The 15,653-nt window shown below is 38.9% G+C and carries 17 protein-coding genes; 1 reads left to right on the forward strand and 16 read right to left on the reverse strand.

Features of this window, described 5'->3' with window-relative positions:
• Positions 1-113 precede the first annotated feature (113 nt).
• The 6 genes from yabG to metG all read right to left on the reverse strand — a co-directional run bounded on the left by yabG (position 114) and on the right by metG (position 7,361).
• A complete protein-coding gene (gene yabG / locus RCG25_RS25945) occupies positions 114-1,001 on the reverse strand; it encodes a sporulation peptidase YabG (RefSeq protein ID WP_308081626.1) in 888 nt (295 codons plus the stop codon).
• A gap of 113 nt (positions 1,002-1,114) precedes the next feature.
• Entirely contained in the window at positions 1,115-1,993 is an 879-nt protein-coding gene (gene rsmA / locus RCG25_RS25950; RefSeq protein ID WP_308081627.1) for a 16S rRNA (adenine(1518)-N(6)/adenine(1519)-N(6))-dimethyltransferase RsmA, read from the reverse strand.
• Positions 1,986-2,549, reverse strand: a complete 564-nt coding sequence (gene rnmV / locus RCG25_RS25955; protein WP_308081628.1) for a ribonuclease M5 — start codon at positions 2,547-2,549, stop codon at positions 1,986-1,988. The genes rsmA and rnmV overlap by 8 nt, the downstream gene beginning before the upstream one ends.
• A gap of 209 nt (positions 2,550-2,758) precedes the next feature.
• A complete protein-coding gene (locus tag RCG25_RS25960) occupies positions 2,759-3,940 on the reverse strand; it encodes a ubiquitin-like domain-containing protein (RefSeq protein ID WP_308081629.1) in 1,182 nt (393 codons plus the stop codon).
• Positions 3,941-4,176: 236 nt separating this feature from the next.
• Positions 4,177-4,944, reverse strand: coding sequence for a TatD family hydrolase (locus tag RCG25_RS25965; RefSeq protein WP_308081630.1), 768 nt, complete (start codon positions 4,942-4,944; stop codon positions 4,177-4,179).
• Positions 4,945-5,387: 443 nt separating this feature from the next.
• Positions 5,388-7,361: a methionine--tRNA ligase gene (gene metG / locus RCG25_RS25970; protein WP_308081631.1), complete on the reverse strand. Its 1,974-nt coding sequence runs from the start codon at positions 7,359-7,361 to the stop codon at positions 5,388-5,390.
• 508 nt (positions 7,362-7,869) lie between these two features.
• Between metG and RCG25_RS25975 the strand changes: the two genes are divergently transcribed.
• Complete coding sequence (locus RCG25_RS25975) at positions 7,870-8,154, forward strand: transition state genes transcriptional regulator AbrB (protein WP_308081632.1); 285 nt, start codon at positions 7,870-7,872, stop codon at positions 8,152-8,154.
• Between the two features lie 33 nt (positions 8,155-8,187).
• Here RCG25_RS25975 and rsmI read toward each other — a convergent pair whose 3' ends face one another.
• From rsmI to RCG25_RS26025, 10 genes are all read right to left on the reverse strand, one after another.
• On the reverse strand, positions 8,188-9,060 hold the full coding sequence (gene rsmI / locus RCG25_RS25980) for a 16S rRNA (cytidine(1402)-2'-O)-methyltransferase (protein WP_308081633.1): 873 nt from the start codon (positions 9,058-9,060) through the stop codon (positions 8,188-8,190).
• A complete protein-coding gene (locus RCG25_RS25985; protein ID WP_308081635.1) occupies positions 9,038-9,325 on the reverse strand; it encodes a GIY-YIG nuclease family protein in 288 nt (95 codons plus the stop codon). The genes rsmI and RCG25_RS25985 overlap by 23 nt, the downstream gene beginning before the upstream one ends.
• The gene (locus RCG25_RS25990) at positions 9,315-10,055 is read right to left on the reverse strand and encodes a tRNA1(Val) (adenine(37)-N6)-methyltransferase (RefSeq protein WP_308081636.1); all 741 of its coding nucleotides are present in this window, start codon (positions 10,053-10,055) and stop codon (positions 9,315-9,317) included. Before RCG25_RS25990 ends, RCG25_RS25985 begins: the two co-directional genes overlap by 11 nt.
• A gap of 61 nt (positions 10,056-10,116) precedes the next feature.
• Positions 10,117-10,548: a DNA replication initiation control protein YabA gene (yabA, locus tag RCG25_RS25995; protein ID WP_308081637.1), complete on the reverse strand. Its 432-nt coding sequence runs from the start codon at positions 10,546-10,548 to the stop codon at positions 10,117-10,119.
• Positions 10,502-11,329 carry a PSP1 domain-containing protein gene (locus RCG25_RS26000; RefSeq protein ID WP_308081638.1) on the reverse strand — a complete coding sequence of 276 codons (828 nt, stop codon included), beginning with the start codon at positions 11,327-11,329 and terminating at the stop codon, positions 10,502-10,504. The genes yabA and RCG25_RS26000 overlap by 47 nt, the downstream gene beginning before the upstream one ends.
• Positions 11,322-12,329 carry a DNA polymerase III subunit delta' gene (gene holB / locus RCG25_RS26005; protein WP_308081639.1) on the reverse strand — a complete coding sequence of 336 codons (1,008 nt, stop codon included), beginning with the start codon at positions 12,327-12,329 and terminating at the stop codon, positions 11,322-11,324. Before holB ends, RCG25_RS26000 begins: the two co-directional genes overlap by 8 nt.
• 47 nt (positions 12,330-12,376) lie before the next feature.
• Positions 12,377-12,706: a cyclic di-AMP receptor DarA gene (locus tag RCG25_RS26010; RefSeq protein ID WP_308081640.1), complete on the reverse strand. Its 330-nt coding sequence runs from the start codon at positions 12,704-12,706 to the stop codon at positions 12,377-12,379.
• 144 nt (positions 12,707-12,850) lie between these two features.
• Entirely contained in the window at positions 12,851-13,471 is a 621-nt protein-coding gene (gene tmk / locus RCG25_RS26015) for a dTMP kinase (RefSeq protein WP_308081641.1), read from the reverse strand.
• Between the two features lie 225 nt (positions 13,472-13,696).
• Positions 13,697-15,130, reverse strand: coding sequence for an aminotransferase class I/II-fold pyridoxal phosphate-dependent enzyme (locus RCG25_RS26020; protein WP_308081642.1), 1,434 nt, complete (start codon positions 15,128-15,130; stop codon positions 13,697-13,699).
• Positions 15,131-15,226: 96 nt separating this feature from the next.
• Entirely contained in the window at positions 15,227-15,445 is a 219-nt protein-coding gene (locus RCG25_RS26025) for a sigma factor G inhibitor Gin (protein WP_308081643.1), read from the reverse strand.
• Positions 15,446-15,653: the final 208 nt, after the last annotated feature.

Genomic DNA, 15,653 nt, shown 5'->3' on the forward strand with positions numbered 1-15,653 from the left:
TCAACATTCCTATCGTTACCGTATTGGACGTGGATTATGTATCACTCATAAAAAAATAAGCCCATTAGAATAATGGGGCAGTACTTATTAGTACTTCCGCTTCTCTAATAAGCTTATTCTTCTTCTTCCTCGTGGTGTGGCCTGTAGGGCATTCCCGTACGTAATACCCCTTTTGTTTCAATTCCTCCAAGCCCCTTTTCACCAGTTAGTGTATTCCTTAGAACATCCCAAACGTTTATTCTTTCCATAAAGGGTGTAAAGCTTATTTTAGCAACAATATAAACGGGGTCTAACGCATGAATATTGATCCTGGATGGTGAGCTGGCAAAGTTTGCTCCTGCATGAATGAGGGATTCAAAGTGAGATTGGCAGGCTCCAGCAAAAATAACAAGTTGATCTAAATGAGGAATCTTTTTTCTAGCTTCTCTAACTGTTTGAACGAAATGTTTGGAATGTCGGTAAGCATTAATATCTGTTATCTTTCCCTTTGCCTTTGAATACGCATCGTGACCAGTGATAACGAGAATATCAGGACGATAATAATCAATTAATTCACCAATTCTCTCAGGCATTTCCTTTTCATTGCAATGTATTCCAAGCACAGGTATTCCAATCTTTTCGTATAAAGTCATGCATTTTTTTAAATAGGCAGGATCTCCATCTAAATGGAGGACCTTCCCTGGGATTTGAAAGTAATTGCTCGGCTTCACATATCCCCCAGTAGCCTCATATTCTTGCCTTTGCCTTAACAGATCTACATCCTGTTCAAACAGTTTTAATGATTGTTCCTCGAGCGTTCTATATTCTTGTTCCAGTTTCACTCTTTCATTTTGGTCAATACTGACTAAATCAGTGAAAGGTGAATCTGCGATCAGACGAAAATCCTCACCATAAAGGATAGCAACTTTTTGGCCGTTTATATGTTGAATATCAATAACGCGAAATAGAATATCACAGTTATATGATTTTCTACCGACAATATCCATTATTTTTATATTCACTGCCGTCACTCCAATAAGACCAGCAAAAGGGCCTTTTCTAGATAGTTTCTCTTCCTTAGGCTATGCTAAGTGCATTGTCTTTGTGAAAAAGAAAAAGACCCTTTATAAGAGTCTTAATGGAAGTATGGATATAGTTGATCACTTAGCATACCAAACTCCTCTAAGGAAAGCGTCTCCCCTCTTCTAGTTGGTTCAACCCCGCTCGCCGATAAAGCAGCCAAAATTTCTTCCTTCTTCTGTTTCCCTTCAGGAAGCTGACTAGTTAAATTATTAAGAATGGTTTTTCTCCTCTGCGCAAAACTCGCTTTTGTCACTTGGAAAAAGAAGCCCTCATCCTTCACACTAACAGCAGGTTGATTTCGCTTAGTTAACCGGATAACAGCTGAATCTACATTTGGCTGTGGAACAAAAACAGTTTTAGGTACGATCATTACTGTCTCAGCTTCTGTGTAATATTGTATGGCAATCGAAAGAGAACCATATTCCTTTGTACCAGGCTTGGCAGAAATTCGATCAGCCACTTCTTTTTGAAGCATGCAAACAATTCCACGGATGGGCAGGTGCTCCTCTAGAAGTTTCATGATAATGGGTGTGGTTACATAATAAGGCAAATTAGCTACCACCATTACATCCTCAATGCCTTGGAATTCCTCCGCCATCATGCTTTGCACATTCGCCTCTAGCACGTCTTTATGAATAACCTTGACATTAGCGTATGGCGACAAAGTATCATTTAAAATGGGTAATAAGCGTTGGTCAATTTCAAAAGCCACGACCTTCTTACTCGAGCGGGCAAGTTGTTCGGTTAATGCCCCGATTCCCGGACCAATTTCAATAGCTCCGGAATTCTCACTCAAATCAGCGAAGCTAACAATTTTTTTTAAAATATTGGTATCAATCAAGAAATTTTGACCCAGGCTTTTCTTAAATGAAAAACCGTATTTCTCTAAGATAGCCCTTGTTCTCACTGGGGTTGCGATATCTTTATTCATATTCTTCCTCCCGATGCTGGACAACTCTTATTGCTTCAGCAAATTCCTGTTTGCTAATTTGGAACATCATTAAGCGTTTATGCAGTTGTTTTCCATTGGTATAGCCTATCTTTAAAATCTCTCCCAGCAGCATTCTTCTCTCTTTGGCGCCTTCTCCACCAATTAGACCAGCTGTTAGAAGATCTTCCTGTGTAATGACCTCTGAAGGTTTCTCCCTTAAAATTTGGGCCTCCTTCAATGCTTCTCTAATCGCTTCTGGGCTGGCGTGCTCAACTCCAATACCCTTTCCACCCTTTGCAAGCGCAGCTGCCTTTGTCAAAAAGGCATGTTTACAGCCAGGGACACTTTCTGCAATGGTCTTTCTAATCTTCTCACCTGGAAAATCAGGGTCAGTAAAAATGATGACCCCTCTTGTCCCCTGAGCACGTCTTACTTTTTCAATAGTCACTTGATTGACAGCTGAACCATTCGTTTCAATTGTATCGGCATCAACCGCTCGTTTAATGGCAGTGGTATCATCTTTCCCTTCTACCACAATGATTTCTTTGATCTTCATAATAAAAGCCAATTCCTTCGTAATAAAATTAAGAAAAAATGAAAAAAATTTGAAACAATTCTGTAATGTCCATCGTCTATATTATTGAACAGATTCATACACTAAACTAAAGAAATAAAGAAAAAATGATAAAGTATGTATCGATGTAAGTATAAAGAAAAACTCGGAAAAAGCAAAATGCAGAGGAAGGACCCTCTGCACAGAATAAACTACTGTAAAATTTTAATTTTTACTTTCTTGCGCCCCCATCGATAGCAATCCTGGTTAGAGGGCATGAATACATCAATTTTGTATCCTTTTATTGCCCCACCTGTGTCAGCAGCTACTGCATAGCCGTAGCCTTCCACATACACCTTTGTTCCTAGCGGGATGATTCTAGGGTCCACAGCAATAATTTTCATGTTCGGATTAGCCCGTAAATTGAGACCTGTTGCCGTACGACCGGAACAACCGTTGCAATTAGCAGTATACGCAGTTGAAGTTACGTAAAACTCTTTACCCGTTTCTACTGCACCACGTGAAACTTGTAAAGCCAGATCCTTCGTTCCAACAGCCACAATTTTATCTTTTTTCTCTTTGAGATTTTGCTCGCTTACTAGTTTCCTAGCTACCTCTTTGCCATTTTCCAGTATCACTTCGTACTTTCTTGACACGAGGCCATGCATACCTGCACTTAGGACTTTCTCTTTACCTTTTTCTAGACTTTCATCCTTTTTCGTAACCACGGCAAATTGAACTGGTTCTTCCACTACATCGGTGACTTTTTCTACTCGAATGACGTTAACTACACCATTCTTTGAGATGGTTTCTGTTAATGACGGTTCAACTCGGTCAAATTCATTTAGTATAATTCCCTGTTGTGTTAAAAAGTCAGCGACCGTAGCCGAAGTGGTCCAAACTTGTTGTTCTTTACCGCCGTCCACATATGTAAGATGAAAAGCAATTTTTATATCTATATTCATCTTATCTTTTATTGCCGCTTGTGGTTTTGGTGTAACTTGATCATGTCCGTTTAATGCAATTTTTTGCTCTTTTAAGAGCTCAGCCACCGTTTGGGCTGTAGTCCAGATCGTTTTCTTCTCGTTGTCTTTGACAATGTGAACCTTGTTAGCTTGCTTCCAAATGACCTTAAGGTGGTCCTTCACCTTAGTGTTTGCCTTTGGATACAAGTAGTCTTGTGAGCGAAGCGATACATTCATTTCATCTAATAATTCATCGATTGTATCCGCATGTGTGTTCACGACCATCTCTTTGCCATTTAGTGTTATCGCTACTGTATTCTTCGATCCTTCAAAAAACAGAATTCCGAAAGTAGTTAGCAATACTACGAAACTAGCAAAAATAATGACCCATGACCTTCCACTCAAAGACTTGGGAAACAGGTTTTTCATGTTTTGGAATACGATGAAAAACGCCTCCTTTTCTTGGAGAGATTATGGAAAACCTATTGTCGGCGGTCAATCCCTGCATCACCTGTGAAGGTATTTCTAATTATGCACAAAACTGGAATCTTTGCAAAGAAAAACTTCTCGACACGTTTATCCTATGTAGAAAAGGAGACATGTAGAACTTTTTGTTATCAGAAAAAATTAAGACAAGCTTCCCGTCTCTTCGACAAATTCCCTTATCATTTTATGGCGAATACTTTTTTAGCATTTCGTGTCGTTGCATCCGCTACTTCTTCAAATGTCAACTCCTTTATTTCGGCAATTTCTTCGGCAACTAGCTTCACATATCCCGGTTCATTGCGCTTTCCTCGATATGGATGTGGTGCTAAATATGGACAGTCTGTTTCAATCAACAGCTTTTCTAAAGGGATTTCCGCTGCAACTTCCTTTGGTTTTTTTGCATTTTTAAAGGTAACAGGGCCGCCAAGAGAAATATAGAAATTCATTTTCACACATTCTTTTGCAACTTCTGCACTTCCGCTGAAGCAATGCATGATTCCCCCTACTTCTTCTGCCCCCTCTTCCTTTAAAATATCAACGATATCTGCTGTTGCCTCTCGATTGTGAATCACAATGGGTAGCTTCACTTTTTTAGCCAGTCTGATTTGTTTACGAAAGACCTCTTTTTGAATATCTTTAGGAGACTTGTCCCAATGATAATCCAAGCCCATTTCACCAATAGCCACTACCTTTGGATGTGAAGCTAATTCCTCAATCCACAGTAAATCCTCATCTGTCATATCAATGGCATCAACGGGATGCCAGCCCACGCAGGCATACAAAAACTCATATTGTTCCACTAATTCCATTGCTCTTGTAATCGTTGGGCGGTCAAACCCGACGACCACCATATTGTTAACTCCCGCTTCCTGTGCCCTAGCAATTACTTCCTCTAAGTCCTCATTATATTGATCAGCATTTAAGTGTACATGTGTGTCGAATAGCATATCTTTTCTCCTTTTTTCTGCAATACTTTCTATTTTTCTAATAAGGCTCTGTTAACCTTGCCTGTTGATTTCCGCTCCAGGCACTTCGCTTTCCGTGGGTGTTTCGGCGAGCCTCCTCGGCGAAAAGCGCCTGCGGGGTCTCCCCTGAACCATACTCCCACAGGAGTCTTCGTGCCTTCCGCTCCAATCAACAGGGTGTAAAAATCAGCACTGTTCTTTAACACAGCCTTTAATAAAAAAGACAAAATTTAGCGAATATTGTTTCACGTGAAACATAGAAAAGCGGAAGCGCCTTGGGCAGCCCCGACAGGCAAATGTTCTTCGGCAAAAAAAGTCCGCATTTTGACTTTTATTGCCGAAGGTTATTTGACCCGAGGGGCTAGGCGCTGCAACTGGACAACGTTAAAAGGAAAAGCGCCAAAATTGGCGCTTTTATTAAACAATTATTTTACCTTGGAACCATTTGGTAACGTTTGATCAACGGTTGCCAGGGAAAGCTGGCCGTCTTTTGATCCTGCTAAGATCATTCCTTGTGACAATTCACCACGAAGCTTAACTGGTTTTAAATTAGTAATACAAATCACCTTACGTCCTACCAATTCTTCAGGCTTATAGTATTGAGCAATTCCAGAAACCACTTGACGCTCTTCGTAACCCAAATCAAGCTGGAGCTTCAAAAGCTTATCTGCTTTTTTAACTGGTTCAGCCTGAATGACTTCCGCTACACGTAAGTCAATCTTCATGAAATCATCTATAGAAATTTCTTCCATAGGTTCAGGCTTTTCTTCTACCTTTTCCTTTTCCTCTTTCTTTTCTTCCTCTGCTGGAGCTGATCCTTGCATTTTCGTTTTAATGAATTCTACTTCATCAGCAATTTCCAGTCTTGGGAATAGAGGCGCCTCTTTTTCAACCTTTGTTCCATTTGGGATCAATCCAAAGTTTTCAAGGCTTTCCCATGTTCTAAGCTCCTCACCATGGATCCCAAGTTGCTTAAAGATTCCACCAGGTGTACGAGTTAGGAAAGGTTGTAAAAGAATGGCCATTCTTCGTAGTGACTCCGCCAAGTGTACCATTACACTCGCAAGTTCACCTTTTTTCTCGCCGTCCTTCGCTAATGTCCACGGTTGTGTTTCATCGATATATTTATTGGTCCTGCTGACTAATTGCCAAATTGATGTTAGTGCAACAGAAAACTCCATTTTCTCCATGGCCTCTTCATACTTTTGAATGGTTTCATGATTCATTTGTAACAATGACTCATCAAATGCTCCAACTGACCCATTGTACTCAGGAATAACACCATCAAAATATTTTTCTATCATTGCAACAGTCCGATTTAACAAGTTTCCTAAATCATTGGCTAAGTCAAAATTGATTCTTTCAACAAATCCTTCTGGTGTAAAAACACCATCTGCACCGAACGGTACCTCTCTTAATAGGTAGTAGCGAAGAGCATCTAAACCGTAGCGGTCAATTAATGTAACAGGGTCCACCACATTCCCTTTCGATTTGGACATTTTGCCGTCTTTCATTAATAACCAGCCATGAGCGAAAACCTTCTTTGGTAAAGGCAGCTCAAGCGCCATTAACATGATCGGCCAATAAATCGTATGGAAGCGGACAATTTCCTTTCCAACAAGATGAACATCCGCCGGCCAGTAATTTAAATATTTGGAGTCATTCTCCGTCCCATATCCAAGGGCGGTAATATAATTGGATAAAGCATCAATCCAAACATAAATGACATGCTTTGGATCGCCAGGAACTTTAATCCCCCAATCGAACGTAGTTCTAGAAACCGCTAAATCCTCCAACCCAGGTTTGATGAAATTATTAATCATTTCATTTTTACGAGACTCGGGTTGGATGAACTCCGGATTTTCCTCATAGTATTGTAATAACCGATCTGCATACTTACTCATTCTAAAAAAGTAGGATTCCTCTTTGACGAGCTCTACTGTTCGGCCACAATCCGGGCAATTTCCTTCTACTAATTGGCGGTCCGTAAAAAAGGACTCACATGGAGTGCAATACCAGCCTTCATATTGATCGAGGTAAATATCTCCTTGCTCCAAAAGTCTCGCAAAAATCTTTGACACCACTTGCTTATGTCTTTCTTCTGTTGTACGAATAAAGTCATCATAGGAAATATCGAGCTTATTCCACAGCTCTTTAATCCCATCTACAATTCCATCCACATATTGTTGTGGTGTAATGTTTGCTTCCTCGGCATTACGCTGGATTTTTTGACCATGCTCATCCGTTCCAGTTAAGTACATGACTTCATAACCGCGCATCCGCTTATACCGTGCCATTGCATCACCAGCAACAGTCGTATAGGCGTGTCCTATATGTAAATTTCCACTTGGATAGTAAATAGGTGTGGTAAGGTAAAAAGTCTTTAGTTTTTCCTCCATTATTTTTCCTCCTCATCAGAAAAGCACAAGCTCTGGGGATAGACAATAATCGGGTAAAAAAGCCTAAACCCCATTTACCCATTATTGCCTTTTTTTCCCGCTTCTATCATCAAAATATACCGAAAAATAAACTTTTGTGCAAGGACGCGCTTCTTTTGACTCTTTTTTAAAACTCTTTTTTCTGCCCCCATAAATCAAATCTGATATTCGAACAATATATGGGATTAAGTCTGTTGTTGTAGAAATTTGTCGAATGATGTAGATATTGCAAAAGCAACTTTCTGAAAATCCAATAATATTAAAAATCTATGACAATTGTATGAATATTTAGTAAAACCCTATTAAATCAACGTTTGTACTGTTGGAAAAAATTTTATATTATTTTTAACATAAAGTAATTGACGGATATGGGAAGTACTGGTATTATAAATTTGTAAGAATTTTGTCGAATAATGACGAATAAAAATAGATAAATAATTTCGTATTGATGAGAGGAGATCACTTTAAAATGAAATCTACAGGTATTGTTCGTAAAGTTGATGAATTAGGTCGTGTGGTTATTCCGATTGAATTAAGACGTACTCTTGGTATTGCTGAAAAGGATGCTCTAGAAATCTATGTAGACGATGAGCGTATTATCTTAAAAAAATACAAGCCAAATATGACTTGTCAGGTAACTGGTGAAGTTTCTGATGATAACCTAGCTCTTGCTGGCGGGAAATTAATTCTAAGCCGCGAAGGTGCAGAGAAATTACTAGAAGAAATCAAAAGCAACTTTGAATTAGCAAAATAATAGCTCCGGGCACTTTACGTGCCGGAGCTTTTTTTATTCAATATGATATACCTGATACACTTCTCTTTTGTTCAGGCCTCGATCTTTGGCTGTTTGCTTAATAGCATCCTTAGAAGAAATGTTTTCAACTGACATATAGTGATTGACATGCTCTTCAATAGATAGGGCTTCCCACCAGTTGGTGTCCTCTTCTACCTCTTCTTTTGTTCCTTCAACAATAATACAAAATTCTCCACGAATTTCATCTTTATGTGCCCACTTGATTACTTCTTCAAGTGTTCCTCTAATAAACTCTTCATACTTCTTTGTTAACTCGCGGCAAACAGCCATATTTCTATTCCCCAGAACTTCCAGCATAACGGCTAATGTTTCTTTCAGCCGGTGGGGTGATTCGTAAAAAATAATGGTTGCCGTTTGTCTCTTTAAGAGCTCTAATTCGGCCCGCTTATCTTTTTTGCTGCGATGTAAGAACCCATAAAAGTAAAATGGCTGACAAACTATCCCTGAGGCAATTAAGGATGTTAACGCGGCATTGGCCCCGGGTAATGGAACAACCGGCACTTGCTCGTTAATTGCCGCCGTAACCAACTCGTAACCAGGGTCAGATATTGCTGGCATACCTGCATCACTTACAAGAGCTACCTTTAAACCTTGTCGTACTTTTTGAATCAGTTTCTCCCCACTCGTTTCTTTATTGTGCTCATGATAGCTGACAATCGGGGTGCCAATTTCAAAATAGTTACATAGTTTTTTGGTATTTCTAGTGTCTTCTGCAGCAATCAAGTCAGCTTCTTTTAATATCCTAATCGCCCGGAAGCTCATATCTTCAAGATTTCCAATTGGAGTGGGAACAAGATATAGAATCCCCTTATTTTCTTCATTCTCAAAGCTTTTCTGCTGCCACATGTTCATCACCCGTTTCGCGTATTAAAAACTCGACTTTTTTCTTTCGAGTTAAACTTTTAAAATGATGCTCTGCCCTCAGTGCATCCCCTTTATTATCAAACCTTTTAAAATAGGTTAGTTTTACCGGCCCTCTTCCCCGAGTGTATTTGGCCCCTTTTCCTTCATTATGCTGCATCACTCGACGCTCAAGGCTCGTGGTATATCCGCCATAAAGACTTCCATCCTTACATGTTAGCACATAAAAGAAGTGGTTGTTATTCTCCATATAAGATTGCCCTTATTTCCGAAGTGTACTGATCATCCTCATCATAAACAAACAGCGGCGGGGAAACTTTTAAGTCAGGGCTGCCGTCTTTAATTGCTTCTACTAACAGGGTATTGGCCTCTTTCCCCTTCTTAGGATAGACAAATTGAATTCGTTTTGGCTCAAGTCTGTACTGACGCATAAGAGTGATGATATCCAATAGTCTGCCCGGGCGGTGTACAAAAGCTACCTTTCCTCCCTGCTTCGCTAACTGACTCGAGGCCTTGATCGCATCCTCTAGGGTACAAAGGATCTCATGTCGAGCAATCGCTAAATGTTCATTGGGATTCATTTCATCCTTTGACGGAGTTGGAAAGTAAGGCGGATTACAAGTAACCACATCAAATTTTCCATATCCTAGCTGCTTTGGTATTTCCTTTATGTCTCCATGAATCATATGTAGTCGATCTTGTAGACCGTTATATTCAATACTTCTATTCGCCATATCATATAAACGCTCTTGTATTTCTACACCCGTAATTTGTCCCTTAGTACGAGCACTTAAAAACAACGGAATGACTCCGTTTCCACTGCAAAGATCAATAAGATTTCCCTTTTGTATAGGTACATACACAAACCGAGCTAATAATACAGCATCGAGTGAAAAAGCAAAAACGGAGGGGCTTTGAATAATTCTTAAATTCTCAGCTAGTAAATAATCAAGCCGCTCATCATCTTTTAAGTTAACCACACGTAATCATCCTATCTAAAAATGTATGAAAATAGAGGCTGATTTCGTCAGCCTCTTTCGGTTATTTCTTATTAAGGAAAGAAAGACAAAATAAGCAATCGCCTTCCTTACGCAAGCTCCCAAAATGAAGGTTGCAAATATGAAACCCTTCTTGATAAAGACGGGCGAGGTTATCATATCCTTCACCAACATCAAATGGTTTTACCCCAGGAGATGCTTCAGGGATTATCCCCTTCTTATTCTTTATTTCTTTCTTGTCATTTTCCGTGGTTACATCTAAACGGCGCCTCAGATGTTCATTTTCAAGCTTTAAATAATGATTCTCTTCTAGTATTTCGGCTAGGTGCTGCTTTAATTCCCCTAGCTTCTGATAAAGATGTCCAATTTGTGTTTCCATATTACTTACTGACTCAAAAATTTCTTTTTTATCCACGTCTTCCACCTCATTAATCTGTGGATTGTATAGAAAAGGCACCTTCTTTAGTGATTTCATCCAAAGTATACTCCAGAACCCGCTCTTGTTCCTTTAGTTCAACCTGAAGCACCCGCTCTAATATATTTAATCCTACTACTTTTCCTGTACCTTGTGGCGTTTCAATGATTTCCCCTAAATCTGGAAGTAGTGCTTTTGCAGATTCATATTCATCATTTTCATATTTTAGGCAGCACATTAACCTGCCACATAAGCCAGAAATTTTGGTAGGATTCAATGAAAGATTTTGATCCTTCGCCATTTTAATTGAAACAGGGTCAAAATCACCTAAAAATGTGGAGCAGCACAGCATTCTTCCACAAGGGCCGATGCCCCCAAGCATCTTGGCTTCATCACGTACGCCAATCTGTCGCAATTCAATTCGTGTCCGAAAAATAGCTGCTAAATCTTTTACTAGCTCACGGAAATCTACTCTTCCATCGGCAGTAAAGTAAAAGATGATTTTATTTCGATCAAATGTATATTCAACATCCACCAGTTTCATATCCAGCTGATGTTCATTGACTTTTTCATTACATACTTCATAAGCTTCCTGGGCTGCAAACTTGTTTTCTTCGACAATCATTCGATCCTTTTGGTCCGCAATTCTGACCACCTTTTTTAATGGAAGGACGACATCGTGCTCCTCAACCTGTTTACGAGCAATGACAGCCTTTCCATATTCAACGCCACGGACTGTTTCAACAATGACAAAGTCATCCTTTTGAATGGAGAGCTCTCCTGGATCAAAATAATAGATTTTCCCCGCTTTTTTAAAGCGTACTCCTACAACATCATACAAATGAAGATCCCTCCTGCAATTTTAACACAAGCTGTTCCATCATCAGCTGAGGATTCATATTTGCCTGCAGCTTCCTTTTTGCATCAAGAATAGCTGACATTTGATCCGATATGCGCCGTCCAGATGATTGCAAGGCAAACTGTTTTAACCGCTCGTTTTCTTCAATGAAAACAATTTGCTCCTGCTTATCTAGCTGTATATATAGTAAATCCTTAAAGATAAGAAGTAAAAGATCTAAACCACGATTAATTTGTTCTTTTTCTCTAAAGTGTAAAAACCAATCCCCTTGGAGTGTGACCATTGCCTCCAACGGATTTTTTTTCAACACCTCATATAATTTTAACACTATTTTTTGGGCTTGTGCAAACCATTCATCGACATTTAATTTAAGAGCTTCCTCTAAATTATTTGTAAGCTGAGCTAGTAATGGCGCCTTAGTTGGTTTTACACCGTTTTCGACCAGTTTTTTAACCATCACTTGAGGGGCTAAAGGTTGGAATGCTAATATTTGGCACCTAGAAAGAATAGTAGGTAATATTTGTTGCATTTGCTCCGTCAATAAAAAGGCTACTGTTCCAGGATTAGGTTCCTCAAGAAATTTTAAAAGACTATTAGACGCACTTACACTCATTTTATCAGCATATGAGATTAAATATACTTTTTTCAAAGATTCTACACCTTTTTTTGCAAACTCTGCTTGTAGATTCCTAATCTGATCGACTTTAATAGATAGCCCGTCCGGTTCCACAATATGAACATCCGGATGATTTCCATTATTGATTCGTCGGCAATTATTGCAGGATTCACATGGTTTGTAACCATCGATTAGCGCTTCACAATAAAGGGATTTTGTTAGCAATATGCCTATTTCCCTTTTACCTGTTCCTCTCATGCCTTCAAATAGGTACGCATGGGCCACTCGATTTTTCACTAAGCTGTTTTTTAACATTTTTAGGACTGTTGGCTGTAGCTCTTCTAGTTGATCCCATGTTTTGACCAATGTAATCACTCACTTACTGTTTAAGATAGCTTAAGGTATTCATCAAATTAAAAATGTAAGGATTGTTCGATTGGAAGAACGAAAACTGTTGCACCGCCGACTTCTACTTCTACGGGGTATGGAACAAAAGAGTCTGCGTTTCCACCCATAGGTGAAACTGGTGACACTAGCTGTTCCCTAGCCCTACAGTTTTCTTTAATAACTTGAAGTGCTCGGTCAACTCGAATATCCTCCGTCCCAATCATAAAAGTGGTGTTCCCCGATTTTAAAAACCCACCTGTACTAGCTAATTTTGTCGCCCTAAAATTATTTTCTATTAAAGCCTTTGATAATCGGTTACTATCTTGATCTTGTATAACAGCAATGATAAGTTTCATGTGGAACACCCTCTCTTCTTAATTTTTCGGCAAAAGTTTTCTTACCTATATTATAACAGGTTATTGTCCTGCTTACATTTGTTATAGATAGGAACACGGGATTAATTCTGATATGTCAAAAAAAGGCCTAACAACTGTAGGCCTTTACTTTCCTAGTTTCTCATTAATCATTTTTACTGTTTGTTCATAGACCTCTTCAACTGTACCGGATGCATCAATACGCACAATTCGATCTGGGAAACGTTCCATTAATAGATAATATCCGTCTCTTACCTTTTGATGGAACTCGAGATTTTCTAAATCTAAACGATTGATCTCTCTTTCTTTATTTTTGTTAATCCGTTTTAACCCTAACTCTGGCTCAATGTCAAAGTAGATTGTTAACTGGGGCATTAAGTCTTCAATGGCAAACTGGTTAATAGACCATACCTCATCAATTCCTAGGCCCCTTGCATACCCCTGATAGGCTAGTGAACTATCAACAAACCGATCACATAAAACCATTTTCTCTTCTTCTAGAGCAGGTTTTACCTTTTCAATCAAATGCTGTCTTCGTGCAGCCGAGTATAGCAAGGCTTCTGTTCTCGGGTCCATAGCGGTGTTCTCTTTGTTTAGGATTACTTGGCGAATTTGTTCAGCAATATCGATGCCGCCAGGCTCTCTTGTCACCATGGCCTCTTTAAAGTGAGTAGCTACCATACTTAAAATTGTTGTTTTTCCGGCACCGTCTGGACCTTCAAACGTAATAAATATTCCACTGTTCAAAATAAAACCTCCATATATTAAAAAAGCAAACTACTTCTTTGTTTTCTGCTCTGTTAAAATTGCCTGTTGTTTTCCGCTCCAGACTCGAGCGGTTCGTGGGCGTTTCGGCGAGCCTCCTCGGCGCTTACGCCTGCGGGGTCTCCCCTGTACTCCCACAGGAGTCTTCGAGCCTTCCACTCCAATCAACAGGGTATAAAATTAGCATTGTTCTTTAACACAGACTTGTTATTTAAATACCCTTATTTTTCCTCGAGTTAGTAAGGAGCCTCCCTGGAATCTTGCTCCTGCTTCTAACAGTGTTTGAAGCTGATTAATCCTCTCATTTGTTATTTCTTCCCCTTTTAACAGGAGTGGAATTCCTGGGGGATAGGGGATAATTGTTTCTGCACAAACAAATCCTATTGCTTCAGCAATAGGTACATCCATTGATTCTAAGTCGTCCATTTCCTTATAAGGAATTGCTAGTCCTGAGACTTTTCGATTACTCATCGTCAGTTTGCTCTTTTGTTCGTGAAAAGGCAAGTCTTTACACACCTTTTTTATTTTTCGTGCAGTTACTTCAAACGGATACCTTTGACCTTCTTTTAATAAGGGAAGAACTAAGAGTACATTATAGGGGTCTGCTAATTCTGTATAGACAGCCTCTTCTTCCAATCTCTTTTGAAGCTCAAATCCACTAAAGTTACTCCTAGTTTGAATCGTTACTTTTAATAAGTCTCCCTGATGATTGGGGTATGCTAGAACCTTAATTCCAGGAATGTCTTCTAATTCTGCTTTAAACTGCTTGATGCTCTTTTGTAAAGCATCTAAATCCTGCTGTGTGTATGTAGCCAAGTATTTTCTCGCTAAATCGAGTGATGCCATAATTGGGTATGATGGGCTGCTCGATTGAAATATCTGCAAATAATCCTTTACCTTATTTACATCAACTAAGTGGCCGTTCACATGCAAATATGAACCCATCGTCATAGCTGGAAGTGTTTTATGGGCAGATTGAACGACGATATCCGCACCTAACTGAACGGCTGAAGCAGGAAAAGGCTGTCCGATATTAAAATGGGCGCCATGTGCCTCATCAATTAAAACAGGAATGTGATGAAGATGGGCTTCCTTTATAATTCCTTCTAAATCGGAGACTATTCCATAATAATTAGGATAGGTTAGAATGATGGCTTTCACGTTTGAATAAAGACTAATTGCCTCTTTTACTGTATCTACATTAACACATGTAGCTACCTTCCAGTCGTGATCATACTCGGGTTCTAAAAAAATTGGTCTTACTTTTACTAATCTTAAAGCATTTAATACAGATTTATGGCAATTTCGCTGTACTAAGACCGTATCATTCTCTCTGCAAGCGGCCATAATCATTGCTAAATTACCTACTGTTGATCCATTTACTAATAAAAAGCTCTTCCTCGTTTGAAAAAGTTCAGCTAAAAGTTGCTCGGCTTCTAAGATAACTCCTTCAGGTGAATGCAAATCATCTAGCCCTGACAGCTCTGTTACATCCATTTTTAATATCTGTTCAAAAAAGTGGCTTGCTTCGCTTTGAATATTTTGTCCATTTTTATGTCCAGGGACATGAAAAGAAATAGGATTCTTTTTGTTATGTTCAAGTAGTGCGTTAAAAAGAGGCGTATTCATTTGTTTTTTCATCGTATTACTTCCTTTTAAGAGTCTTATTTATTTTAGCAAAAAAGTGGTTTCCTTTCCCCTTTCATAGCAAAAAAATAAAGCCCTAAAAAGGACTTGTTAAGAGAAAATTTCTGGTGTGGTAATTTTCCTAAGTTGTTTAAGAAAATATTTATATCTTGGATCATTTGTATCTGTCTGTATTAAATCACTTTCACAATCCGTACAGATAAAAGAAGTATATAGATGTATGCCTTTCGGTTTAAGATTCTCACAAATAACGCACGTTTCCTCGTAATGACTATGTGCTAAAAATGAACTCAAGCCCTCCACCTCCATACATCCATTCTGTCCCTCAATTAACATTTGTATACAATTTTTTGAATAATCATCTCGATTCCATCCTGTAATATACTATGTAGAAATGTTGAAATGGGTGTATGTCTATAGACGATTTCTTTTAAAACACTTCGTACTTTTTTACTTAAACACGGCTTTTATCATTAAAGCACAAAAAAACAACCATTTTTAGGTTGTCTTTTCATTT

The sequence above is a fragment of the Neobacillus sp. PS2-9 genome, assembly GCF_030915525.1.
Taxonomy (GTDB): domain Bacteria; phylum Bacillota; class Bacilli; order Bacillales; family Cytobacillaceae; genus Neobacillus.